Below are 23235 nucleotides of genomic sequence, written 5' to 3'. Positions count from 1 at the left end.
AGACCGAGTCATTCTCCGGACGGGCCGCCGGGACCATGAACATTAAGGAGTGATATGAAGTCTTCCGGACAGTCCGATGAGGGCAAACCTCGGGGCCGGCGTCAGGCGGGTCGCAGCGGACGCGCGCGAGAGACGGTGCGCGAGCGCGATATTTACGCCGCTCCGCCGCACCGACGCGATGCCGATGGGGCTGATGTTATTGTCAGCACCGAGCTGCGTAAGCCCAAGGTGTATCTCACCGCGCCATTAACCGTGGAGAAGGTCGACCTGCCTCGGTTCATGGGGCGCTGGTACGAGATGGCGCGGCTGCCCTATTTCACTGAGCGGCGTTGTGTGGATAACGTGGTTGCGGATTATCGCCTCGGCGAGGACGGCATGGTGTATGTCAAAAACCGCTGTCGTTATCGCGACGGGCGCATCAGCGAGGCAAAAGGTGTGGCGCGAGTGTTGGATTATGGCCGCAATGCGCGCCTGCAGATCAGCTTTCGCATGCTCTATGGCGTTTATGTGTTCTGGGACGATTACTGGATTATTGGTCTGGGTGCTGATTATGACTATGCGCTGATCGGTCAGCCCACCAAGACCCGCGCCTGGGTGCTGGCGCGCGATCCGCAGGCAAGCGATGCGCTGATCGATAGCTGGTTGCGTGAGTTTGGCGACAAGGGCTTTCCGGCGGAGAACTTTTTGCGCACCCGTCAGGATATGGCCGGATTGGAGGCCATGATGGAGCCATCAGGGAGCCATTCGGGAGAGAAATAGCTGCGCGCCTGGGCCTGATTCCCCCTTCGAATCATGAACCCGCCAATTGGCGGATGCCGGTCAGGGCGGTTTGAATGACTTGCCCCTGCACGGCGTTTGGCTCGGATTGATCGTCGGTCTGATTTGGCGGCTGCTTGCAGACCAATCGGCATAGCCTGTCGCTGGGTGACTCGAAGTCGCAATGGCTCGCTTGCGGAATTGGCGTCAGGCTGAGTGCGGAGGCGACCCGGTAGACGGGCGCGGCATTGTTGTTGGCATTACAGTTGCTGGGCATGCCGGTGAGCGCGATCAACGGCACTGCCAGTCCCTCAGCTGCCCGGCGACCGAGATCCTGGCTATCCACCAGATCCAGCGTTAAAACTCCTGTCGCGCTTGGATCGTTGCGCGCGGCCAACAAGGCCGCGAGTGCGCCGGCGGAGAAGCCGGCGTAAATAACCCGCTTGGCGCCAAGCGCTCGCGCTAATTCCATCATGTCCTGACTGTTGGCCACATGGCCACCGGAGATGGGTGAGTCGTGGCGAGAATTGAGGGTCGCGACCGGAAAGCCAGCCTCTGCCAGCGCCACCGCAAGTCCTTGCATATGGCGCTGATCGCGCAAAAATCCGTGGGCCAGAATGACCCAGGGCTGCTTGCCAGCAACCTCGGCCTGATGCTTGGCGCGACTTGGCGCGCCCGTGCTGATGGGTATGAATGTCCGGTAGTCGAGCAGTGGCCCAGCATCCATCTTGAGTTGATGATCGCTCACCCGGACCTTGTCGGACAGAGGGGCGATAGTGGTCTCGCCCTGCTCCGTGTCCAATCCGGAGTCGCCAAGCCAGGCACAGCCGGCGGGCGCTAGCGCCAATATGATGAAGATCAGCAGGAAGCGGATGAGCCATTTCATGCGCTCATAGATGCGCCCGGGTTCGCGCTCGCGCAAGGCCGGTGATGTTGTCGCCCGCCTTGTCGTCAGGATGACTCATGATACCCTGTCGCCATGCCAAACCCGACTCTCCGTCGCCGTTCCCGGTCAACAACTACAGGTCTGCCGGTGCGCATCCGCCGCCGCACGGACGGCGCCGGTGCGCCGCGAGAATTGAGCGCTTTGCTGCACTCGCTCTACCGTAATCGCGGGGCCTGTCGCGACCAGGGGCAGGCGCTTGCCGACCTGCATCCCGCCGATCAGCTGCTAGGCGTTCAGGCTGCCGCCGAGTTGCTGGCGCAGGCGGTTACCGATCAGCGTCGCATCCTGGTGGTGGGCGACTATGACGCCGATGGCGCGACAGGGTCCGCCGTCGCCCTGCTCGGGCTGCGGGCGCTGGGTGCCGGGGAGGTCGATCATCTCACCCCCAGTCGCTTTGCCGATGGCTATGGGCTGAGCCCCTCGGTGGTCGATGCTGCTGCCCTGCGCGCGCCCGAGCTCATCATTACCGTCGATAACGGCATTGCCAGCCTCGCCGGGGTGGAACGCGCCAATGCGCTGGGGATTCCGGTGCTGATTACCGATCATCACCTGCCCGGGGAGCGGCTGCCGGCCGCAGCAGCCATCGTCAATCCCAATCAGCCGGACTGTGATTTTCCGAGTAAGGCGTTGGCCGGGGTGGGGGTGATTTTCTACCTGCTAGCCGCGACCCGCACCCGGCTGCGTGCGCAGAGCTGGTTTGATCAACGCCGCCCGGAGCCCAATCTGGCCGAATTGCTCGATTTGGTCGCGCTTGGCACCGTGGCCGATGTGGTGCTGCTCGATCACAACAATCGCATCCTGGTCGAACAGGGGCTCAAACGTATTCGCCACGGGCGCTGCCGCCCCGGTTTGCGTGCGCTGCTCGAAATTGGCGGGCGGCGCATCGAGCAGATCACCGCGCGCGACCTGGGCTTTGTCGCCGGGCCCCGACTCAATGCCGCCGGACGCCTGGAGGAGATGTCCATCGGCGTGGAATGCCTGGTCACTGCCGATCCGGTGCGCGCCATGCAACTCGCGCGCGAGCTTGATGCGCTCAATCGCCAGCGCCGCGAGCTGGAGGCCGAAATGCGCGAGGGAGCGGAAAGCCTGGTCGAGCGTCTCACTCTGGAACAAGACGCGCTGCCGCCTGGCCTGTGCCTTTTTCGCGAGGACTGGCACCAGGGCGTAATTGGCATTGTCGCCTCGCGCCTCAAAGAGCACTATCACCGACCGGTGATCGTCTTCGCCCGCGCCGATAATGGCCAGTTACGCGGCTCGGCGCGCTCGGTCGAAGGGCTGCATCTGCGCGACCTGCTTGCCGCCATCGACCACCGCCATCCCGGGCTGATGGACCGCTTCGGAGGTCATGCCATGGCCGCCGGCGTGACCATGGCCGAGGCGCATTTAGAGGCGTTTCGCGAGCTTTTCTTCACTCTGGTGGAGGCGGAGCTTGGCAATGCCCCGCAAGAGCGCGAAATCCTGTCAGACGGCGAGCTGGCGAGCCCGCTGCTGTCGCTGCAAACTGCCGAAGCGCTGCGCGTCGCCGCGCCTTGGGGCAAGGGTTTCCCAGAGCCGGTTTTCGATGGGGAGTTCGCCATCTCCGAGGTCAGGGTACTCAAGGAGCAGCATCTAAAACTGCGCGCCCAGGCCGCCGACGGCACCGCCATCGATGCCATCGGCTTTAACCTCGCCGCCTGCAAGAGCGGGCTGGGCAAGCGCGCGCATCTGGCCTACCGTTTGGACGTGAACGACTATCGCGGACTGCGGCACCCGCAACTCATGCTGGAGCATGCACAGAACGTCAGTGACTAATAAACATCTGGAATCAGACGGCGTCCATGGCTATGCCGTGGCGCCCGATGGCATTGAAGACGGCCCAAGCAAAAGCGCCGTTAAGCGCGAGCATCACGCGCTGCAAGAACTTGCCGAGCAACTCCTGCGCCTGCCGCGGGCGGAACTTGAACGCCTGGCACTGGACGCCAAGACCTGGGAAGCCATCGACGAGACCGTGCGCATCAAGGACAAGCGCGCCCTTGCGCGGCACTACAAGCGCATCGCCAACTGCCTGGCGCGTCTGGATCAGGAACCCCTCAAGGCACTGCTGGCCAAGCGCGACCAGGCCGAGCGAGTCGCGACCGCCACACACCATCAGCTCGAGCGCTGGCGCGAGCGGTTGATTACCGAAGGCGACGCAGCCCTCGGTGAGTTTGTGACGGAGTATCCACAGGCCGAACGTCAGCCGCTGCGCGCCCTGATCCGTGTCGCCCAGCGCGATGCCAAACGCAGTCGGCCCGATGGGCCGCGCAAACTGTTTCGGTACCTGCGGGACCTCGTGCAATCCGGTTGAGGACACCTCAAACCGCATTCGGTTAAACGCAATTCGCGATTAGGCTTTTTCGATTACGGCCTGTCAGGACAAGGTCGGCCACCTTGGTGCTTGCACTGTTAGGGCTTCTTTTCTATCCTGTACGGCATTACCGTACTTTATGAGGCGCCGCTGATGTACAGCACAAGTGTGAACAAGTTTCGAGACGGTTTGAAAAACTTTGTAGAACAAGCGGTTAATCAACACATGCCGTTGCGCGTTACGCGACGGAACGGGGCTGATTTTGTTGTGATGAGTGCCGAAGACTGGGACCGCGACCAGGAAACCTTGTACGTACTCCAAAATACTAGCCTCATGCGCCAGATCGCGGAATCTAGCACGACCCACGTCACCCGCACCGGATATTCAGCGACCCAAGAGCAGCTAGATGAGATCCTTGGTATTTGAGGGTAAATCATGGGAAGTGTATGAGGATTTGCGACAGCGAGACAAAGGGATACACAAGAACCTTTGTGCGATTTTAAAAGAAATGTTGCGTGGCGATCCGAGTAAAGGGCTGGGAAAACCGGAAGCCTTACGTCAGAACCTCACAGGATTCTGGTCGAGACGCCTTAGCCAAAAGGATAGGCTTGTGTATAAATTTGACGATACCAATATCTATATTTTTGCGATTGGCGGCCATTACGACGCATTTCAGCATTAACGCCATGCTCCGCCGGGCCGGTTTGGCGAGAGCGAAACCGGCTTCGGCTGGAGCATCTCGTCTTCATCTTTGGAGGTGGAGCGCTTGCGTTGCTGCACGAGCCGATAGGCCTTTTTCAGGCAACGGATGTTGTAGGCACTCTGGCGCCAGTCGCTCAGGCCATGGTCTGCACAGAAGGAAGCCGAGGTCTCGATGCTCTTGCGCACCGCGTCCTGAAGCAGATTGATGTCAGCAATGGGGTTTGCCGGCGCGCTGGACTTGGCGCGCTTGCAGCCAGCCTTTTTTCAGCCAGCTGAACAGCGTCACCGACGGCATCGCCAAGGCGCGCGACAGCTCGGGTAGAGGCGCACTACGGAGAAATCAGCATAGTCCTGCTGCTTAGAAAAATCTCGCACTTTCGTAATAGTTACACACTGCATAATACAATTTCTGGGGTTGTCTTAGGGAAAGGCGAATTAATTCAGTCTCGTCAAATCCATATATTATCAAATTATGCGCTTCCCGCGTGTATTGTATGTTGCTAGACTCTCTCTTTGTAGCAATTTTTTGTTTTGGCGCGTATCTGCTTGCCTTAGTCCTCACTTATTTCTTGTTGCTGTTGAGCAAGGAACCAGCACCGCGAGTTTCCTTTCGACTCGACCTGAAGCTCAAGCGATTGCCTGAATCCCCATCTTCTCGATGACAGTGAGGAGTCGAAGCGCTGGACCGCCGGGGCGCTTGACGCCTCGCTCCCAGTCCGAGACCAGGTTTCTGCTGACATTGAGGTAACGGGCAAAAACTGGCTGAGAGAGATGCTCGCGCTCGCGCAGAGCACGAATGCCCTCGGGAGAGAGGGGCTCGACCGGCGTCAGACAAGCGTCGTCGAATTCGCGCATGGTCTGCTTGTCGATGGCACCCACCTCTTGGAGAGCCTCCATGGTCTCGTGAATCGAAGTCATCGCCTCACTACGATATTGTCTAGCCATCCTGTTCAACCTCCGAGAATTGCCCCATCTGGATCAGCGCAGAGAGCTGCTCGTCCGTCATCTCAAGAACGGGACGCGCCGCCTTCTTGAATGCTGTTTCTTCCTCGACGCTGATGTTGGCTTGCTGACTTTTGGCAAATCTATAGACGAAGAAGGCACGATGCGTTTGCACTCCTCTTCCATATCACACTAAGTATTATATCATCGCCTCGAAAAATCACCTCCACGAAAGATCCAGGCGTTCGTCAGCACAACGGTAGGATGATTGGCAGAGAATCTGATCTGCCATCAGACGTATGGGGTTCGGTAGCACCTTGATGTGACGCGCTGATCCGGACAGAATCCGGTGATGCTCTAGCATCCCAGTCGATTCTAGCCGTTGAAGCAGTCGGCACTCATTGTCAGCCATGGTTCGCTATGTGAAGCTTCACCTAGGCGTTCAAATCAGACGTTCCCTAACGACGTCCTCCTCAAGCCGGCCATGGACATCGTCCAGCAACCGGGTTGCCTCTCGCTCGCGGCCGGTTTCACGCCACAGCGTTGCCATGTCGGTGGCGGCGCGTAACTCCAGGGACAAGGCCCCCTGATGACGACTGATCGATAACGCCTTGTTGAAGCAGGTTTCGGCTTCCTGCACGTCATCCGGCGATGCCTCCATCAGGCAGATGCCCTTCAAACGGTGATAGTCCGCCTCCAGGTAAGGTTCGTTGCGTTCATCCGCCAGGGCAATCGCATCATCCAGAACCGCCAGGGCTTCCGGATAGCGTGCCAGATGGACAAGCCCGTCGGCCAACTGCTGGTAAAAGAGAATTCTTGCCGCGCCGGGAATCTCGGGGTTGTCCCGCAGTTGGTCGAGAAATGCCAGGGAGTCCGACGCATCTCCGCGCATGGCGCTGACCCACGCCCAATCGGCCGCGGCCGACAGCTGCCAGAACGGCAGTTCAAACTCAGCGGCGCAGGCGAGGGATTCCTCGACATAGCGTGCCGACACCTCGACATCCCGACGCCAGCGACTGACCAGCGCACAGCCGTAAAGGGCGATGCACAGGCTATGCGGGTGGGCCTGCTCCCTGGCGTTTGCCAGGGCGCTTTCCACGCAGGCCCAGCTCTGCCCGGGATAGCCGCGCAACCACAGTATCATCGCCAAATGCACGCCGTTGTTGATGGCAACATTTTCGCCAAACCGGGCGACCATCTCGCTGTGGTGTTCGGGCCGGTAAAGTGCGGCTCCTTGCGTGTGATGAGCAAACCCGCCAGCCAGATCCCCCGAGCAAGCGATACTGACGCCATAGGAATCGTGGGCTGCCTGCAGCTGCACCGGGTCTTTGGTTTGCTGCGCCAGACGCAGCATCTGTTCGGCCATTTCAGAGGCGGCCTGACTACCCAAATACATGTAGTCGACCATCCACAGCCGGCGCAGGGTCGCGAACAAGCCGGCCTCGTCTTTCTCTCCGCCGCTCAATTCCATGGCCTTGAGATGCGCCTGACGAGCCTCCTCACAGCCATAACCCCCGGCACTCATCCAGGCCGCCCCCAGGTTGAGATAGAGCATCGTCTCCAGCCGGGTGTAGGTGCCATCTGCCGGCAAGCTGTGCAGCGCGTCTAGTGCCGCGTTGAGGTGCTCGATCGCCTCGATGTTGGCGCCGGTGGCCAGGTCGCGGCGGCCGGCCATCGCCCAATACTCCGCGGCCCTGGCGATCTCGCCGCCGCCAAAGCAGTGTCGGGCCGCCAGTTCCGGACGTGTTGCCACCAGCTCCGGGAAGTCCGTCAGCAGCGCCTGCGCGATGCGCTGGTGAGCGGCTTTGCGGTCGGCACGGGTTTGCGATTGATAGCAGACATCCTGGATCAAGGCGTGTTTGAACTGGGCGGTGGTTTGCCCCCGTTCGGTCAGCAAGCCGGTTTCAAACAGCAGCGTCAGATGCTCGTCAACCTGCTGCCCGTCCAGGGTCGAGGCCGCTTGCAGCAGTGGCAGGTCAAACTCCCTGCCGAGGCATGCGGCAAGCTGGGCCGTCCCTTTCGCCCGGCCCAGATCGTCGACACGGGTGGCCAGGAGATCATGCAGGGTGGAGGGGATCGTGGCGTTTGCAGCATCCGCGATGCTGGCGACGATCTCCTCGATGAACAGCGGGACGCCGTCCGCTCTCTCGATGATCCGCGCCACGGTCTCCTTTGGCAGCCTTGCATCCAAGGCCATGACCATCTGTTCGACGTCTTGCTGGCCCAGCGGCGACAGGGTCGCGGTATCGGCCTGGGTGGACGTCCACGGCGGGATGAAGCCGGGGCGCGCGGTCAGCAACATCAGCACCCCTGCTGAGTTGGCGCGCTCGACGAACCCGCTGAGAAACTCCAGCGTGGAATAGTCGGCCCAGTGCAGATCCTCCCAGATCAGCACTGCGCACTTGCCGGCCACCATGGACAGCATCAGCTCGGCAAGCAGGGAAAAGGTGTGCTGCTTTACTTCGTCTGCCGTCATGGCCAGGGCTTGGTATCCCGTGGGCAGCGGCAAGCCCAACAGCTTTCCGAGCAGGGACACGGCGGCGGCATCGCGGCTGAGCGGTGTCGCGGTCAGATGGGCGGCGAGCTTGTGAAATTTCCGCCCCGGTGTGTCTGTCCGCTTGAAGCCAAAGACCGTCTCGATCAAGCCAATGACGGGATGAAACGACGAGTGGCAGCTCTCGGCGAAACAGCGCAGCTCGAATACCGCACCATCGCCAGCGGCCGCCTGCCGGAAGCTGTGGATCAGTCGCGACTTGCCGATGCCCGGCTCACCTTGCAGCAGGAGCACATGACCCTGGCCCGCCTTGGCCTGACGCCACAGGCCGTGCAGTCGCGCCAATTCCGCGTCTCGGCCCACCATCGGCGTCAGACGGGTCGCCGCATCAAGCCGGCTGCGAGCACTGTTCGCGCGCATGACCCGGTAGACGCACCGTGCCTTTGCCGCGCCCGGGGTGGGCATGTCCCGCAGCTCGGCGCACTCGAAATAACGGCCGGCAATGGCATGGGTCGCGTCGCTGATCGCCACGCCACTCTGACCCGGCGGCAGCGTCTGGCGAAATTGGATGGCCAGGCGCGATGTCTGGCCGACGCTATCCGGGATGGACGGATCCAGCCCGGTCACGATCATGCCGGTGTGCACGCCGATGCGGGCCTCGATCACGGCACCGGCGTCCTGAACCATGGCGAGCGCGGCATTCACCCCATGGCGTGCCGCGTTTTCATTGGCCTGCGGATACCCGAAATAGACCAGCAGGCCGCCACCATGAGCCTGAACGGTGTGTCCACCATGGCGGCGAACGATGTCCAGGCAGCGGGCTTGGGGGGAGCGCAAGCGCTCCAACGCCTCTTCGGGATCATCACTGTCGAACGCCTCCCTCAGAGTCAGCTCGCAATAGAGCACGGTGACCTGACGACGCTCGGCCGGTGCCGCCGAGACTGCCAGCCGCGCCTGGCCCTTCGTCCGTGGTCGCGCAGCCGCGCCGACGTCGCCGCGCCGAATCTGCCGCGCCAGCCGTTGTGTTTCTTCCTCCGGCAAGGCGGCCAGCTCGCTTTTCAGCAGCTGCACGCACTTGCTGTATTGGTGAAGCGCAACGCCCGATTGATTGTCCAGCGCGTACAGACGCATCACCCGGCGATGGCCCGACTCGTCGGTGGGCTCCAGCTCGACGTAGCGCAGGGCAAAGGGCAAGGCCCCGGCATGATGGCCGAGTCGCTCATGACAGGTCGCGAGCCGCTCGAACAGCGCCAGCGCATGGCGATGCAGCGCTTCGCGCTGGTGCAGCAACCACTCATCGAAGGCGTAACACCCCGGCAGGGCAAAGCCCCGCAGAAACTCACCGCGATAGAGTCCGGCCGTCTGCTCCATCTCCGCCAGGCAAGCCCGGCACTGTTGCTCGGATTGCCTGTCGCAGGCAGCAAGCGGCCTGGTGAAATTAAACACATCGATGGACAGATCGGGGATGAAACGCAGACTCTGTTTGCCGGCGATGAACAGACCCTTGCCCGAGGGCCCCTCGATGGCGCGACGCAAGTCCGACAAGGCGCGGCGCAAATTGCCGCGTGCCGTGGTCGGGTCCTGTCCCTCCCACAAGAGTTCGGCCAGAAACTCGCGCCGGTGATCGCGCGGCGGCTCGACCGCCAGATAGGCGAGCAGGGCGCGCATCGTGTTGTAAGAGACGCCATCGATCGGCCGGCCATCCAGCCGGATATCGAACCCGTTGAACAGCCTCAACGCCAGCGCGCGTCCCCTGTTTCCTATGCCCATATCGGCTCGCTTCAATATCCGCGCTGCTCAGCAACAGCACAGGGAATGTAGCGCAAAAACCTGGAAGTGAATATGGCCCTGACGCCCTCCAGTCGCTGGAATTTGCAGCGATTTCCCCCTGCGAACGATTGGCGAACGGTCAATCAGTACCCTCGACACACTCATTAGAGCCGCCGGCCAGCGAACAAAGAGTGCCGAGGAAATGAACAAGATCTATCGTCTCATCAAAAACCGCCACTCCGGCCTGATTCAGGTCGCCCCGGAGATCGCGAAAGGGCACGGCAAATCGACAACCCTGAACGTCGGTGCTGGCGCGACGGCACTCCGGGGCGTCACCTGCATGGTGGCGGCGCTGACCTTGCTCGGCGCCGTTCCGCCTTCCCTGGCCGCAACCCTGTACTGGGATGGCCCGAACACCGAGAACATCAGTGGGGCGCCGGAGGGCGGTTCGGGCACCTGGGACGCCACGACCACCAACTGGACCAACGATGCCCTCGGCACAACCAATCAGGCCTGGGTCGATGATAGCACTGCCATCTTCGGCAATACCGGCGGAACCGTGACCCTCAGCGGTAGCCAAAGTGTCGGCAACATAAGCTTTGATGTGACCGGCTATACGATTGAAGGGGGGACGGAGTTAACTGCAGCCGATCCTTACACTGGTTCCACTCTGACCGTTTCCAATGGCACGGCGACCATCTCCAGCACGATCAGCGGGAGCGGCCGTATCACCAAGCTAGGGGCGGGCACCCTGACCCTGACGGGCACCAATACTATTGGTTACTGTGATATCGACGGCGGAACACTGGCCATCAACAATGCCGGCGCGCTTGGGAACAGCAGGATTTATGTCGCTCAAGCTGCTGAATTGCACGCAACCAATGACATGACCCTCTCACCGTTAACTTTTCAACAAAACCTCGGCACCCTTTCTGTCGCCAGCAACAAGACCCTGACCCTCAGTCCGGCCACCTGGCTGATGTCATCTTACGGTCCTTTACATATTGGCTCGGCAGGCAATACCGGCACAGTGGTAATCGAGCCTGGCGATATAGCTCGTGGCGGCGGGTCGAGCGGCATTTATGTGGACTATGGGACGCTCAAGGTCGGAAATTCAGCGTATGATTATTTCTCCAGCGCCAGCACCGCCAGTGGCGCAATACTGGACTTCAACGATTTCAATGTAACGGTGCGCGATCTGCTGGGGGAGGGAACGTTTCATACCGGCAGTGCGGCGGGGACGAATATCACAGTATATGAAGGCAATTTCTCCGGCACGATCCAGGGCGCGGGCGGGATTATCAAGGGCGGCAGCGGCACCGGCACCTTGATCTTATCCGGCACCAACACCTACACCGGCGGCACAACGATCAATGCCGGCACGCTGAAGCTGTCGGGCGGCGGCAAGCTGGGCGCGACGAGCAGCGGCAACCTCACGGTGAATGGCGGCACGCTTGACCTGGGCGACACGACCCAGATCAAGAACACCACCATCACCCTCACCGATGGCGAGATCATCAACGGCACGCTCAGCTCATCGGACAGCTTCGCCGTGCAAAAAGGCAGCATCGGCGCCACCCTCGTCGGCTGGGCGGGCCTGACCAAAACCGGCCCGGACACGGTGACCCTCAGCGGCGCCAACACCTACACCGGCGGCACAACGATCAATGCCGGCACGCTGAAGCTGTTGGTCGGCGGCAAGCTGGGCGCGACGAGCGGCGACCTCACGGTGAATGGCGGCACGCTCGACCTGGGCGACACGACCCAGACCAAGAACACCACCATCACCCTCACCGATGGCGAAATCAACAACGGCACCCTCACCTCCTCGGGCAGCTTCGCCGTGCAAAAAGGCAGCATCAGCGCCATCCTCGCCGGCACGGCGGGCCTGACCAAAACCGGGACGGATACGGTGACCCTCACCGGCACCAACACCTACAGCGGCACCACCAAGGTTTCCGGCGGCAAGCTGGTGGTGAACGGTGCGCTGACCAACTCGGCAGTCACGGTGAATTCTGGCGGCACCCTCGGCGGCTCGGGCAACATCAGCGACGCGGTGGCGGTCAGCAGCGACGGCACGCTGACTCCGGGAAACCTGATCGGCAACCTCACGACCGGCAATCTCAATGTCGCGAGCGGTGCAGAGCTGAAGTTTGAGGTGGATGCCGCGGGAAATTCCTACACCCTCAATGTCAACGGCACCGTGACGATTGATCCGGGGGCGAAGATTGATGTCATCGCCCTGGGTTCACTGGACGGTCTGGCGATCCAGACCCAGCATGTACTGCTGGAAAATGATGATGCTGATCCGATCAACTATAGCCCGGCGGCAGGCGTGCTCGGCAGCGATGGCCACTTCTTTTCGCTGTTCTCGGCTGCTGGTGGTGATGGCAATGACCTGGTGGCCACCACGTTTCGTACCAGCGTGACATTGGCCAACGGTGCCGATAACAGCGAGTCGGTGGTCTTCCCGGATGCTTTTCCCGGTTTCAGCTTTGAGGTAGCCGGAAGCGACAGTGCCACCTTTTCCGGCACCTTTGGCGAGAACAGCACGCCAGTCTCCCTGACCAAGACCGGGACCGGCACACTGCTGATTACCAGCGCCAATACCTACAGCGGCGGCACCACGATTTCCGCCGGCACCCTGCAAATCGGCGCTGGCGGGACGGCGGGCAGCTTGTCCGGCAACGTAAACAACAATGGCACGCTCGTCTTCAACCGCAGCGATGCCGTGAGCTTTAGCGGCGACATCGGAGGCGCAGGGAGCCTGACCAAAATCGGGGGCAATACGCTGACCCTCACCGGCGCCAACACCTACAGCGGCGGCACCACGATTTCCGCCGGCACCCTGCTAGTCGGCGATGGCGGGACGGCGGGCAGCCTCACTGGCAACGTGACCAACAACAGTGCGCTCGTCTTCAACCGCTCCGACCCCGTCACCTATGGCGGGGTCGTGTCGGGCACCGGCAGCTTGGAACAAGCCGGCGGCGGCACCCTGACCCTGACCGGCGCCAACACCTACAGCGGCACCACCACGGTTTCCGCCGGCAAGCTGGTGGTGAACGGATCGCTCACCAACTCGGCGGTCACGGTGAATTCCGGCGGCATCCTCGGTGGTTCGGTCAGCTTCGGTGGCGCGGTGACGCTCAACAGCGGCGGCACCTTTGCGCCGGGCAACAGCATCGGTACCAGCACCGTTGCCGGAAACTTCACGCTGAAAAGCGGTGCAACGCTGGAGGTTGAACTGAAATCCGGCGGTAAAATGGCAGGTACGCACAACGACCAAGTGATCGTCTCCGGCACGGCCACCATCGCCGACGGGGCGATCATCCATGTCACCCCCGAAACCGCCGCCGACAGCACCACCAATCCAGGCTATGCGGCAAATACGAAATACACCATTCTGACCGCCGGCGTGTTGAACGTAAGCGGTGCGCAAGAAATCACCGACGACTACCCGTATCTGAGCTTCACCGCCAGCCACGATTCGATCCGCTACTACCTGACCAGCGCCCTGGCGCCCGCTCCCGGGCCGACGCCAGGGCCAACGCCCGAGCCAACGCCCGATCCGACTCCCGATCCGACTCCCGATCCGACTCCCGATCCGACGCCCGACCCGACTCCCGATCCGACCCCCGACCCGACTCCCGATCCGACTCCCGATCCGACTCCCGATCCGACTCCCGACCCGACGCCCGACCCGGCGCCCGACCCGGCGCCCGACCCGGCGCCCGACCCGGCGCCCGGGCCTTCGATCGACACCTTTCGCCTGCCCGGCATGACGCCTAACCAGGGCAATGTGGCGGACGCGGCCTTCCGGCTCGGCGCCGGCAACCCCCTGTATGACCAGGTGCTCAATCTGACCAGCGGACAAGTGGGTTCAACCTTCGACAGCCTCTCCGGCACGGCCCATGTCTTTGCCACTTCGTTGGCCTTCAGCGCCACCCGCCAGTTCCATGACCTGCTGGACCAGCGCCTGAATGGAGGCGGTGGCGTTTTCGATACGGCCCGCCTCGATGGGGTGAACCTGAGTGGCGTCAGGCTCGCCGATGCTGGTGACGGACTGGCCAGCTTATTCGACCGCCCTGCCTGGCAAGAGGCGCACGAGGGGGTCTGGGTGCGTGCCTTGGCCAGCGAAGGGCGCATCGACAGTGACGGCAATGGGCCCGGGGCGGATACATCCGCCGCCGGCCTGGCTTTCGGGGCAGATCGCGAACTGAATCCCGAGACGCGTCTCGGCCTGGCTTTCGCTTATACCCAGAGCGCAGCCGACCCCCAGGGCGCCCCGGGGGATGTGAAGGTGAGCAGCTACCAAGTGGCGGCCTATGGCCGCTGGCAGGGTGAGACAGCTTACGTCAACGCGAGTCTGGGCTATGGCCGTCACCGCACGGAGAGCCAGCGGGACATCGCCTTGCTGAGCGAACGAGCGCAGGCGACTTACGATGCCGACAGCCTTTACCTGAGTTTCGAGACCGGTCGCCCGCTGGCTGATGGCCGGGCGGTGCTGACGCCCTACTTCGGGCTGGAGGCCGGGGCCGTGGACCGGGAAAGCTTCACCGAAAAGGGCAGCAGCGCGGCCCTACAACTGAAGGGCCAGCGGGATGAGTCCCTGCGCACGATGTTGGGCCTGCGTTACCAGTGGGAGGGCACGCGCTTTCAGCCAACCGTCGATCTGGCTTGGGTACATGAATTCGGCGACCAGCGGAGCAGTCTCGACGCCGCCTTCGCCAGCGCGCCGGCCGCCACCCCCTTTGCGACAGAGGGTCCGTTACTCGACCGGGACCGGCTGGCTGTGGGCATCGGCTTCACGGCCTTCGCTGGGAAGAATGCCCGCCTCGATCTGGGCTACTGCGGCGAGTTCGCCAGTTCCGACCGCAACCAGTACGTCGCTGCCGCGCTCCGGTGGGTGTGGTGACGATAGGCCGGTTAATCCCGTCCCCGTCTTACGCCGGCAGTGTGCCGAAATGCCAATTGATCTTGTCCAGCAGAATTATAGGTTCGATTGAATTCCGCCGATCCTCGCCGCCCCGGTCACAGGTGAGCGCCCAAAACGTCCAGGCAACCGGTGACTTCAGGCCGCTTCGCGCCGGTGTTCTGCCTCCCAGCCGATACAGGCCAGCGCGATGTAGCGCGGGACCGGGCGCGCGCCGGTGCCAAAGGCGCTGATGGTTCGCGTTGTGAGGCCCAGCGCCTCGGCGGCCTGGGCGAGGGAGAGATGGTTGCGAGCGCGCCATTGGGCAAAGATGCGGGTATTTTCGTCCGGGGCGTTTTGCGCTTGGGCGTCCAGCCAGAGGGTGTCGGCGCCAATCTGGATGTCCGCGCTCGGCCAGACCACGGCCCAGCCTTCGCCTTCGATCAGACTGGCCTCGGCAAACACCTCCGCCAGCTGCAAGGGCGCCAGGCCAGGGGATTCTTGCCAAAGGGGAGCAAAGTCGAGTTCCCGCACCTTGTCATCAACAAAGGTGAGGCGCAGGCGATATCGCGGCAAGGCTTCGACGGCTTTCAGGCGAGGGCGTTTCATGGATGCCATTGCTTCCAGTCCTCCATCAGTTGCGTCCGGTGTTGTTCGATCCAGTTCAGAACCTCCTGGCGCAGCCCCTTGGGCCATGTGCCCTCGCTGAGGAGGGAGTCGAGATAGATGATCACATCAATCTCGCCACCCACCAGGTGAACATGCGCGGGTCCGTGATCCCGCTCGCGCAACTCCAGCCGGTATTTGTCGCGGAACCTTTCCTTGGTCGTCATTGGTCGAAGTGTATAGATATTATTTCTATATATAAAGGTCGATGCGAGCGTATCGTGCAGATGTCGGCAATGGCGGAAGCGCCTGGCGGTGGGTTACCGGGGTGAATTCGCCGGCAACGGGCGCGACCACAGCCTCGGCGCAGCGATGAGGTGGGAGTGGTGATCGCACACAGCCTGCCAGACCCGAAGCTAGGCGGTCGAAGCCCGTGCCCCCATCCCATTCCACACAACTTTCCCGTCATGAATTGAAAAGTTCTTGCCGGCTTGAGGCCATTGGAATTAGTTGTTCGGGCGGAAAATTGTTACAGTGTTATCGAGTTCTTTTACACTTTATAAATCCAACGCCAGCCTCAGCCGCCGCGAGCGTAGCGAGCGGTCGGACTGGAGCCCATCGTTAGGCAATTTTCATATTAGAAGCCTGGAAAGTTTGTGGATAAGGCAATGGAGATGTTGTATCTATTAGCAATTCCAGCACTTCTTGTGCTCTATTTAAAGCATCATGGTAGGTGCTGCCGTGAGTTAACGCGTAAGGGCCAAATTCTGGGAGAGATGCAATATAGCAGTTGTCCTCCTCAGACCATTGAATGACAATACTGTAGTGAGCTTTCATGTTTTACTCGAAATATCTTTTAAGTATTTATTGACAGCATTTTCTTGGTATGGTTTGGCATCATTGCCATCACTACCTGACAAGACAAGTTTGTCAGGTAAAATTGGATGGGACCATTTTGTGTGACTGCCTTTAGCCCTTTCAAACTTACAACCAGCTCGAAGCAATAGAGCTTTTAGTTCTCTAATTTTCTTTGGCACGACAGTTTAATGTTTCAAATGCTTTAAATTTCATCCAGCCTAACGCCAGCACCATCCGGCGCGCTATATGCGTGCTTGGCTGAATACCAACGTTAGGCGTTTTTTCGTTTGTTTCGATTGGTGGAATTAAAATATAACCTGGCCTCATTAATTTGATAATCTCCTACAGTAAAATAATATTTTGAGGGTAGTACCACAACCTATAGGACGAAAAAACCCTTCAAGCCTTCGTTATCAGTAGCTTGGCTTGATCTTCATCATATAAGCAGGGGCACTACTAAATGTTTTTTAAGGCATAACGCCAGCTCCAGCCGCCGCGAGCGTAGCGAGCGGTCGGACTGTAGGCTATCGTTAGGCGGCTATATCAACGTACTCCACCTGACTTTGTGGCATCGGAGGGGGCATGCCGTCTTCCCGCATACCTTCTAGGTGAAAGGCGATTGCTTCCCGGATTTCGGATTCTACTTCGGCAACTGTAGCGCCAGTTGCGATACATCCGGGCAAATCCGGCACATATGCTGAGAAGTTGCTTTCTGATTTCTCAATGACAATTGCATAGCGCATGGTTTCACTTCCAGCCGGCTTGTTTAAAAATACTGTTCTTTGTGCCTGGAGCCACGTCATCATTTGGCTTGCCGGGCACCGTAACCCGACCGGGTTTATCGGGATGCTTAAACTGCCTGTGGCTTCCTCTTGTCGCCGCCAGATACCAACCATCTTCTTTGAGTCGTTCTAAAATCTCCGATATTTTCACGGCGTTTCGTGCGAGTGAGTAAGTGGATTTTCAATGCCTAATGCCAGCATCAGCCGGCACGCTATTTGCGCGCCCGGATGAAAGCCATGGTTAGGCTTTATTCTAGGTTTAATTCAATTACTGGGAATTAAAACGGACCCTGGCCCCATAAATTTGATTATTAATAAGCGACGTTGGGTCCCGCTCTCACCGAAAAAAGCCGTAGACAGGACGTGTTTTAACTCGGCCGCAGCCGCGTATGGCTTGCGAAAAAATCGACTTTTCGGTCAGGCATTAGTTAGGCACATTTGTGTGCGACGTGCGGCTAGCCCAAGCCCATGAGGACGAAGTTAAAGAAAAGGCCAACAAAGCTGGCGATAACAAAATGCCAAGCTTGACTCTTGCGTTTGGAGTCTGCCGCAGCTCCTCGGACATGAATACCACCGAAAATCCAGCCGAAGATCGGAACGAAGAACGAAAGCACAAGCAGGCCGATGTAAGGCCAAAGAGACCACTCTTTACCTGCTTTCCCCAGTAGACTGGACCCACATGCTGTGCAAATCACTTGCCTCTCTTTTGTTGGAGCTCCGCAGGTAGGGCAATGTTCGGTTCCCTCACGCGGGTCCATTCCGCACCCGACGCAAGCGACGGCCTTGTCGTTAAGTTCTTTCCCGCAGGTTCTACAAAACATCATTGGTCTCCTTGGGAATTCGTTGTAGCGACTGATTTCACTGTTTTGGTTTCAACGCTCGATATATGCCCAATGATCGAGGACGAAGCCCATGTCTTCGATACGGCGCCGCGCCTCGGTTAAGATTACGTTGAGCTGGGACGCAGTGTCTACCCGCGAGGTATTTTGCCCGGGTTGGAAAGGGAAATTCTTGCCGTTCGGAAGATGGACAACAAAGGACACTTTAGTGCCATAGTCGTCCTGAGTGTTGATTGAACATTCCAAGGGAGAGAAAGCTGCGCGGATTGCATCTCGAATTTCCTCATCGGGAAGCGTGCGTGCGATCGGTAAGTTCATACGGCCTCCTCGTGCCTAACGCCAAGCTCAGCCGAGCCGGTTAAGCGAGAGCGAAACCGGCTTCGGCTGGAGCACCGTGGTAGGCGATTTGATGGATTAGATTCGGTCTTGAAAATTAAACCGACCCTGACCCGTTTGATTTTCATAACGTAAACATCGCTTATTACTCCTCTGCGTCTACTTTGAGCATGACCTTTTCTGCACCATAGTGAGCAATAAGTGCATATATCACATTTCCGATTCCAATTGTCCACCAAACAGTCAAAACCGCCCAAAGGACATGGCCTCCTCCGGATCCCCATGTCTTTTTTCTGACCATTGCGTTTCTTTCGCTTTGCTCAAGGATTTCATATCCTTGAGTAACATAGTCGTCAATCAGATTTTCCATCTCCTTCATGGAAGAAACTCTTCTAAGACGTGGTGCAGCCATAAAATCTCACCTCACTCATCGTTTACGGCATCTATCCTTTAAAACCCCCATGGCTTAAAATTTAGATGCGCATCACGGTAGGACGGCCAGTTACCCGGCCGCCCCCGTACAGATCCCGGCGTGCGGAACTACCGCACCGGGCTCCTCGAAATGATTCGCTTCGCACGCGGCAACATTGCAGAATACTCAGAAGCTGTGGCAGATTCGTGGTCGCTCAAGCTTGAACACCTTGATCAGTTCGGCAAAGCCCTTCCAGTTGTAACTGCGCCGCTGACTGCGGCGATTCAGCTCCCGGTAGAGCATGCGTGTGACATGGTAGAAAAAGTCACCCAGGCTGTCGGAGTTGCCTCGGATACCGTAGTAATTGTAGTACCCGCGCAGCTTCGCATTGAGAGCCGCGAAGAACTTGTCCTTGTGCATCCGGCAGTGTGCCCGACACCAGTCTCGAAAACTGGCCAGGGAGGCGCGGTATTTCTTCCGTGCCGTGCGCCGTTTGAGCGCGGGTTTTCCCCAACGCCCTCGTCCCCAGCGAAACTCGAATCCGAGAAACTCAAAGGTGCCGTTACGCGTCCAGTCCTGACGCGAGAACCGCAGCAACTGCGTTTTCTCTTGCGCGACTTCCAGCCCGAACCGCTCCATCCGCAACCCAAGCACCCGATAAAAGCGCTGGGCGTCGAACTCACATTCAAACGCGCACACAAAATCGTCGGCATACCGACAGAGGTACGCTTTCCCTTTGCAATGTGTCTTGACCGTGTTCTCAAACCACTCATCTAGCGCGTAGTGGAGATAGATATTCGCAAGCATCGGGGAGATGATCCCGCCCTGGGGCGAGCCTGTCTTGGGATGCTGAACCGCGCCATCTGGCTCCAAAACGCCGGCCTTTAACCACTTGCGAATCAGCCGCAAAAAGGGTTCATCGTCTATCCGTCGCTGCAACAGTTCGATCAGTGTATCGTGATCGATTCGATCAAAGAATGCGCGAATATCCGCCTCGACCAGGAAGTGATAACGCCCGCTTCGCAGCTCGGCGCTCAGGTCTCGCACTGCATCCAGGGCACCAACCCGAGGTCGGTAACCATAGCTACAGTCCAGAAAGTCCTGCTCATAAATCTCTTCCAGTATCTTGGTAACCCCCATCTGGAGCACTTTGTCCGCGATGGCCGGAATCCCCAATGGCCTCAACTTTCCGTTGAGCTTGGGGATGTATCTTCTCAGTACCAGCTTGGCCCGATACCATCCCCCTTTGACCGCCGCCGCCAGTGCTTCTACATTGTCCTGAAGGTTGGCTTCATAGGCGCGGGCATCCAGTCGGTCGACACCGCTGGCCGCACCTTTGTTAATCAGCCGCCAACAGGCCAGAAGATAGCTGACGTTGAGCAGGCCAAAGAGGTTGCGGAATCGATGGGCCTTGTCCGATGCCGCCTTTTTCGCTATTCCCAACAGGGAGGTTTGCTTCATGGTCCAGCCCGTCGTGTCTGGGTGAAGTGTCCTTTGTTGGCTGCATCACTTCGCCGACCCCTTTCCCATGTACGCGGCTCTCCCGCGCTCGGAGTACTATGAGTCGGTCTGACTCCCCATCCGCTTCCGGCGAACCTTCCTTCTCGGTCAGTTGCGCTTCCCCGGTCGGTCGGCTCTAGGCTTCGGTCTAATTCCGTTTCGGGGTTTCCCCCTGTGTGTCTCAATAACCGCATGCCTTACCTCTCCCGCCGGGAGCTGATGGGGTCTCCCAAGTTCTCGACGCTTCTGTGCTTGCATGCCAGGCGCTCGGACCCCGACAGACCCTCGGGACTCTCGCCGTGAACGACCTTAGGGCAACGTTTGTTTTCTCTGTTTGCTGCCTGGTTTCCCGGCAGTGCCACAATATCTTGCCCATCGTCGTTCTATTGAGTCCTCTGTGTTGGCTTCCAGGTCGTTAACCCTGTCGCCGTCTGCTTTAATGCTTTTAACGAGGCTGAAATCGCTTCAGGGTGGTGCGTACACCCCTCTGGCCTACAAGTTTCTCTATGTACGCTTCACCTCTTTTGTTCACGATAGCACCAGTCTCCTGACCAGTGCGTCGCTATCCGCCAGAGGCGCAACACGCGATACGGGTGGGTGGCTAGCCCTTACCCGACCGGGACTTTCACCCGGCAAGAAGCGCCAAGCTTCGCTTGGCGCACTAACGACAAGCTCAGCCGACCCGCGCTGGTACGGTGCTGAAGGAAAACAAAACAAGCCGACGCGCGGGGTCGGCTGGAGCAGCTTGTTAGGTGATTCATGCCTGTATACAAACGACTGACAGAAGACGAGTTCTCACGGCTTTGCGGTTTGAGTACTGCATCTGATCTTAAAAAAGAAAGAGCTTACAGATATTGCGTTCTTGGTAAGTCATTTCGCGAGATAGCCGACGAGGATGATGTTCATCACAGGACCGTCGCCAAGGATGTTGCGGATGTGTTTACAAAGAAAGTTCCGATTGATTACACCATCACGGTAGGACGGCCAGTTACCCGGCCGCCCCCGTACAGATCCCGGCGTGCGGAACTACCGCACCGGGCTCCTCGAAATGATTCGCTTCGCACGCGGCAACATTGCAGAATACTCAGAAGCTGTGGCAGATTCGTGGTCGCTCAAGCTTGAACACCTTGATCAGTTCGGCAAAGCCCTTCCAGTTGTAACTGCGCCGCTGACTGCGGCGATTCAGCTCCCGGTAGAGCATGCGTGTGACATGGTAGAAAAAGTCACCCAGGCTGTCGGAGTTGCCTCGGATACCGTAGTAATTGTAGTACCCGCGCAGCTTCGCATTGAGAGCCGCGAAGAACTTGTCCTTGTGCATCCGGCAGTGTGCCCGACACCAGTCTCGAAAACTGGCCAGGGAGGCGCGGTATTTCTTCCGTGCCGTGCGCCGTTTGAGCGCGGGTTTTCCCCAACGCCCTCGTCCCCAGCGAAACTCGAATCCGAGAAACTCAAAGGTGCCGTTACGCGTCCAGTCCTGACGCGAGAACCGCAGCAACTGCGTTTTCTCTTGCGCGACTTCCAGCCCGAACCGCTCCATCCGCAACCCAAGCACCCGATAAAAGCGCTGGGCGTCGAACTCACATTCAAACGCGCACACAAAATCGTCGGCATACCGACAGAGGTACGCTTTCCCTTTGCAATGTGTCTTGACCGTGTTCTCAAACCACTCATCTAGCGCGTAGTGGAGATAGATATTCGCAAGCATCGGGGAGATGATCCCGCCCTGGGGCGAGCCTGTCTTGGGATGCTGAACCGCGCCATCTGGCTCCAAAACGCCGGCCTTTAACCACTTGCGAATCAGCCGCAAAAAGGGTTCATCGTCTATCCGTCGCTGCAACAGTTCGATCAGTGTATCGTGATCGATTCGATCAAAGAATGCGCGAATATCCGCCTCGACCAGGAAGTGATAACGCCCGCTTCGCAGCTCGGCGCTCAGGTCTCGCACTGCATCCAGGGCACCAACCCGAGGTCGGTAACCATAGCTACAGTCCAGAAAGTCCTGCTCATAAATCTCTTCCAGTATCTTGGTAACCCCCATCTGGAGCACTTTGTCCGCGATGGCCGGAATCCCCAATGGCCTCAACTTTCCGTTGAGCTTGGGGATGTATCTTCTCAGTACCAGCTTGGCCCGATACCATCCCCCTTTGACCGCCGCCGCCAGTGCTTCTACATTGTCCTGAAGGTTGGCTTCATAGGCGCGGGCATCCAGTCGGTCGACACCGCTGGCCGCACCTTTGTTAATCAGCCGCCAACAGGCCAGAAGATAGCTGACGTTGAGCAGGCCAAAGAGGTTGCGGAATCGATGGGCCTTGTCCGATGCCGCCTTTTTCGCTATTCCCAACAGGGAGGTTTGCTTCATGGTCCAGCCCGTCGTGTCTGGGTGAAGTGTCCTTTGTTGGCTGCATCACTTCGCCGACCCCTTTCCCATGTACGCGGCTCTCCCGCGCTCGGAGTACTATGAGTCGGTCTGACTCCCCATCCGCTTCCGGCGAACCTTCCTTCTCGGTCAGTTGCGCTTCCCCGGTCGGTCGGCTCTAGGCTTCGGTCTAATTCCGTTTCGGGGTTTCCCCCTGTGTGTCTCAATAACCGCATGCCTTACCTCTCCCGCCGGGAGCTGATGGGGTCTCCCAAGTTCTCGACGCTTCTGTGCTTGCATGCCAGGCGCTCGGACCCCGACAGACCCTCGGGACTCTCGCCGTGAACGACCTTAGGGCAACGTTTGTTTTCTCTGTTTGCTGCCTGGTTTCCCGGCAGTGCCACAATATCTTGCCCATCGTCGTTCTATTGAGTCCTCTGTGTTGGCTTCCAGGTCGTTAACCCTGTCGCCGTCTGCTTTAATGCTTTTAACGAGGCTGAAATCGCTTCAGGGTGGTGCGTACACCCCTCTGGCCTACAAGTTTCTCTATGTACGCTTCACCTCTTTTGTTCACGATAGCACCAGTCTCCTGACCAGTGCGTCGCTATCCGCCAGAGGCGCAACACGCGATACGGGTGGGTGGCTAGCCCTTACCCGACCGGGACTTTCACCCGGCAAGAAGCGCCAAGCTTCGCTTG

The 23235-nt window shown here is 59.3% G+C and carries 20 protein-coding genes and 1 pseudogene; 6 read left to right on the top strand and 15 right to left on the bottom strand.

All coding sequences use genetic code 11. The features are described 5' to 3' along the window. Nucleotides 1-54: 54 nt before the first annotated feature. Nucleotides 55-759, top strand: a complete 705-nt coding sequence (locus tag Thiofri_RS18160; RefSeq protein ID WP_009147468.1) for a lipocalin family protein — start codon at nt 55-57, stop codon at nt 757-759. Nucleotides 760-790: 31 nt separating this feature from the next. Here the strand turns inward: Thiofri_RS18160 and Thiofri_RS18155 are convergent, their stop codons facing one another. After that, nucleotides 791-1678: a lipase family protein gene (locus Thiofri_RS18155; RefSeq protein WP_009147469.1), complete on the bottom strand. Its 888-nt coding sequence runs from the start codon at nt 1676-1678 to the stop codon at nt 791-793. A 57-nt stretch (nt 1679-1735) separates the two neighbouring features. Between Thiofri_RS18155 and recJ the strand changes: the two genes are divergently transcribed. The 4 genes from recJ to Thiofri_RS18135 all read left to right on the top strand — a co-directional run bounded on the left by recJ (nt 1736) and on the right by Thiofri_RS18135 (nt 4710). Beyond that, nucleotides 1736-3493: a single-stranded-DNA-specific exonuclease RecJ gene (gene recJ / locus Thiofri_RS18150; protein WP_009147470.1), complete on the top strand. Its 1758-nt coding sequence runs from the start codon at nt 1736-1738 to the stop codon at nt 3491-3493. Further along, on the top strand, nt 3486-4028 hold the full coding sequence (gene yjgA, locus Thiofri_RS18145) for a ribosome biogenesis factor YjgA (RefSeq protein WP_223296677.1): 543 nt from the start codon (nt 3486-3488) through the stop codon (nt 4026-4028). Before recJ ends, yjgA begins: the two co-directional genes overlap by 8 nt. Nucleotides 4029-4181: 153 nt before the next feature. Continuing rightward, a complete protein-coding gene (locus Thiofri_RS18140; RefSeq protein WP_009147472.1) occupies nt 4182-4454 on the top strand; it encodes a type II toxin-antitoxin system Phd/YefM family antitoxin in 273 nt (90 codons plus the stop codon). Then, the gene (locus tag Thiofri_RS18135; RefSeq protein ID WP_009147473.1) at nt 4435-4710 is read left to right on the top strand and encodes a Txe/YoeB family addiction module toxin; all 276 of its coding nucleotides are present in this window, start codon (nt 4435-4437) and stop codon (nt 4708-4710) included. Before Thiofri_RS18140 ends, Thiofri_RS18135 begins: the two co-directional genes overlap by 20 nt. 56 nt (nt 4711-4766) lie before the next feature. On the opposite strand, the pseudogene Thiofri_RS18130 reads toward Thiofri_RS18135, so the two are convergent. The 4 genes and pseudogenes from Thiofri_RS18130 to Thiofri_RS18115 form a co-directional block, all read right to left on the bottom strand. Then, nucleotides 4767-4940 (bottom strand): annotated as a pseudogene (locus Thiofri_RS18130) (ISNCY family transposase); the annotation flags it as partial. A 417-nt stretch (nt 4941-5357) separates the two neighbouring features. Continuing rightward, nucleotides 5358-5675, bottom strand: a complete 318-nt coding sequence (locus Thiofri_RS18125) for a helix-turn-helix domain-containing protein (protein WP_009147474.1) — start codon at nt 5673-5675, stop codon at nt 5358-5360. Next, the gene (locus Thiofri_RS18120) at nt 5668-5847 is read right to left on the bottom strand and encodes a type II toxin-antitoxin system RelE/ParE family toxin (protein ID WP_083848408.1); all 180 of its coding nucleotides are present in this window, start codon (nt 5845-5847) and stop codon (nt 5668-5670) included. Before Thiofri_RS18120 ends, Thiofri_RS18125 begins: the two co-directional genes overlap by 8 nt. Nucleotides 5848-6114: 267 nt before the next feature. Beyond that, nucleotides 6115-9951 carry an AAA family ATPase gene (locus tag Thiofri_RS18115; protein ID WP_143741795.1) on the bottom strand — a complete coding sequence of 1279 codons (3837 nt, stop codon included), beginning with the start codon at nt 9949-9951 and terminating at the stop codon, nt 6115-6117. Nucleotides 9952-10138: 187 nt separating this feature from the next. Between Thiofri_RS18115 and Thiofri_RS18110 the strand changes: the two genes are divergently transcribed. Next, a complete protein-coding gene (locus Thiofri_RS18110) occupies nt 10139-14851 on the top strand; it encodes an autotransporter domain-containing protein (protein ID WP_009147476.1) in 4713 nt (1570 codons plus the stop codon). A 156-nt stretch (nt 14852-15007) separates the two neighbouring features. Here Thiofri_RS18110 and Thiofri_RS18105 read toward each other — a convergent pair whose 3' ends face one another. From Thiofri_RS18105 to ltrA (Thiofri_RS18060), 10 genes are all read right to left on the bottom strand, one after another. Further along, complete coding sequence (locus Thiofri_RS18105) at nt 15008-15457, bottom strand: DUF2442 domain-containing protein (RefSeq protein WP_223296678.1); 450 nt, start codon at nt 15455-15457, stop codon at nt 15008-15010. Further along, a complete protein-coding gene (locus tag Thiofri_RS18100; protein ID WP_009147478.1) occupies nt 15454-15681 on the bottom strand; it encodes a DUF4160 domain-containing protein in 228 nt (75 codons plus the stop codon). Before Thiofri_RS18100 ends, Thiofri_RS18105 begins: the two co-directional genes overlap by 4 nt. A 394-nt stretch (nt 15682-16075) precedes the next feature. Then, nucleotides 16076-16291, bottom strand: coding sequence for a type II toxin-antitoxin system HicB family antitoxin (locus tag Thiofri_RS18095; protein WP_009147479.1), 216 nt, complete (start codon nt 16289-16291; stop codon nt 16076-16078). Then, on the bottom strand, nt 16288-16491 hold the full coding sequence (locus Thiofri_RS18090; RefSeq protein ID WP_009147480.1) for a type II toxin-antitoxin system HicA family toxin: 204 nt from the start codon (nt 16489-16491) through the stop codon (nt 16288-16290). The genes Thiofri_RS18095 and Thiofri_RS18090 overlap by 4 nt, the downstream gene beginning before the upstream one ends. 351 nt (nt 16492-16842) lie before the next feature. Beyond that, the gene (locus Thiofri_RS18085; protein ID WP_009147481.1) at nt 16843-17055 is read right to left on the bottom strand and encodes a type II toxin-antitoxin system HicB family antitoxin; all 213 of its coding nucleotides are present in this window, start codon (nt 17053-17055) and stop codon (nt 16843-16845) included. A 4-nt stretch (nt 17056-17059) separates the two neighbouring features. After that, nucleotides 17060-17245: a type II toxin-antitoxin system HicA family toxin gene (locus Thiofri_RS18080; RefSeq protein WP_009147482.1), complete on the bottom strand. Its 186-nt coding sequence runs from the start codon at nt 17243-17245 to the stop codon at nt 17060-17062. Nucleotides 17246-17966: 721 nt separating this feature from the next. Further along, nucleotides 17967-18251, bottom strand: a complete 285-nt coding sequence (locus tag Thiofri_RS18075) for a hypothetical protein (RefSeq protein ID WP_009147484.1) — start codon at nt 18249-18251, stop codon at nt 17967-17969. Nucleotides 18252-18414: 163 nt separating this feature from the next. Continuing rightward, nucleotides 18415-18648: a hypothetical protein gene (locus tag Thiofri_RS18070; protein WP_009147485.1), complete on the bottom strand. Its 234-nt coding sequence runs from the start codon at nt 18646-18648 to the stop codon at nt 18415-18417. Between the two features lie 219 nt (nt 18649-18867). Then, complete coding sequence (gene ltrA, locus Thiofri_RS18065) at nt 18868-20142, bottom strand: group II intron reverse transcriptase/maturase (RefSeq protein ID WP_009147486.1); 1275 nt, start codon at nt 20140-20142, stop codon at nt 18868-18870. A gap of 1123 nt (nt 20143-21265) precedes the next feature. Next, nucleotides 21266-22540 carry a group II intron reverse transcriptase/maturase gene (ltrA, locus tag Thiofri_RS18060; RefSeq protein WP_009147486.1) on the bottom strand — a complete coding sequence of 425 codons (1275 nt, stop codon included), beginning with the start codon at nt 22538-22540 and terminating at the stop codon, nt 21266-21268. Nucleotides 22541-23235: the final 695 nt, after the last annotated feature.

It is taken from the genome of Thiorhodovibrio frisius (genome assembly GCF_033954835.1).
Taxonomy (GTDB): domain Bacteria; phylum Pseudomonadota; class Gammaproteobacteria; order Chromatiales; family Chromatiaceae; genus Thiorhodovibrio; species Thiorhodovibrio frisius.
This window is presented reverse-complemented; position numbering and strand designations above follow the sequence as displayed.

Coding starts and splice junctions, on each gene's coding strand:
- Thiofri_RS18160 (WP_009147468.1), top strand. CDS start 55: ATGAAGTCTTCCGGACAGTCCGATGAGGGCAAACCTCGGGGCCGGCGT.
- recJ (WP_009147470.1), top strand. CDS start 1,736: ATGCCAAACCCGACTCTCCGTCGCCGTTCCCGGTCAACAACTACAGGT.
- Thiofri_RS18140 (WP_009147472.1), top strand. CDS start 4,182: ATGTACAGCACAAGTGTGAACAAGTTTCGAGACGGTTTGAAAAACTTT.
- Thiofri_RS18135 (WP_009147473.1), top strand. CDS start 4,435: ATGAGATCCTTGGTATTTGAGGGTAAATCATGGGAAGTGTATGAGGAT.
- Thiofri_RS18125 (WP_009147474.1), bottom strand. CDS start 5,675: ATGGCTAGACAATATCGTAGTGAGGCGATGACTTCGATTCACGAGACC.
- Thiofri_RS18110 (WP_009147476.1), top strand. CDS start 10,139: ATGAACAAGATCTATCGTCTCATCAAAAACCGCCACTCCGGCCTGATT.
- Thiofri_RS18105 (WP_223296678.1), bottom strand. CDS start 15,457: ATGAAACGCCCTCGCCTGAAAGCCGTCGAAGCCTTGCCGCGATATCGC.
- Thiofri_RS18100 (WP_009147478.1), bottom strand. CDS start 15,681: ATGACGACCAAGGAAAGGTTCCGCGACAAATACCGGCTGGAGTTGCGC.
- Thiofri_RS18095 (WP_009147479.1), bottom strand. CDS start 16,291: ATGAAAGCTCACTACAGTATTGTCATTCAATGGTCTGAGGAGGACAAC.
- Thiofri_RS18085 (WP_009147481.1), bottom strand. CDS start 17,055: ATGCGCTATGCAATTGTCATTGAGAAATCAGAAAGCAACTTCTCAGCA.
- Thiofri_RS18075 (WP_009147484.1), bottom strand. CDS start 18,251: ATGAACTTACCGATCGCACGCACGCTTCCCGATGAGGAAATTCGAGAT.
- Thiofri_RS18070 (WP_009147485.1), bottom strand. CDS start 18,648: ATGAAGGAGATGGAAAATCTGATTGACGACTATGTTACTCAAGGATAT.
- ltrA (WP_009147486.1), bottom strand. CDS start 20,142: ATGAAGCAAACCTCCCTGTTGGGAATAGCGAAAAAGGCGGCATCGGAC.
- ltrA (WP_009147486.1), bottom strand. CDS start 22,540: ATGAAGCAAACCTCCCTGTTGGGAATAGCGAAAAAGGCGGCATCGGAC.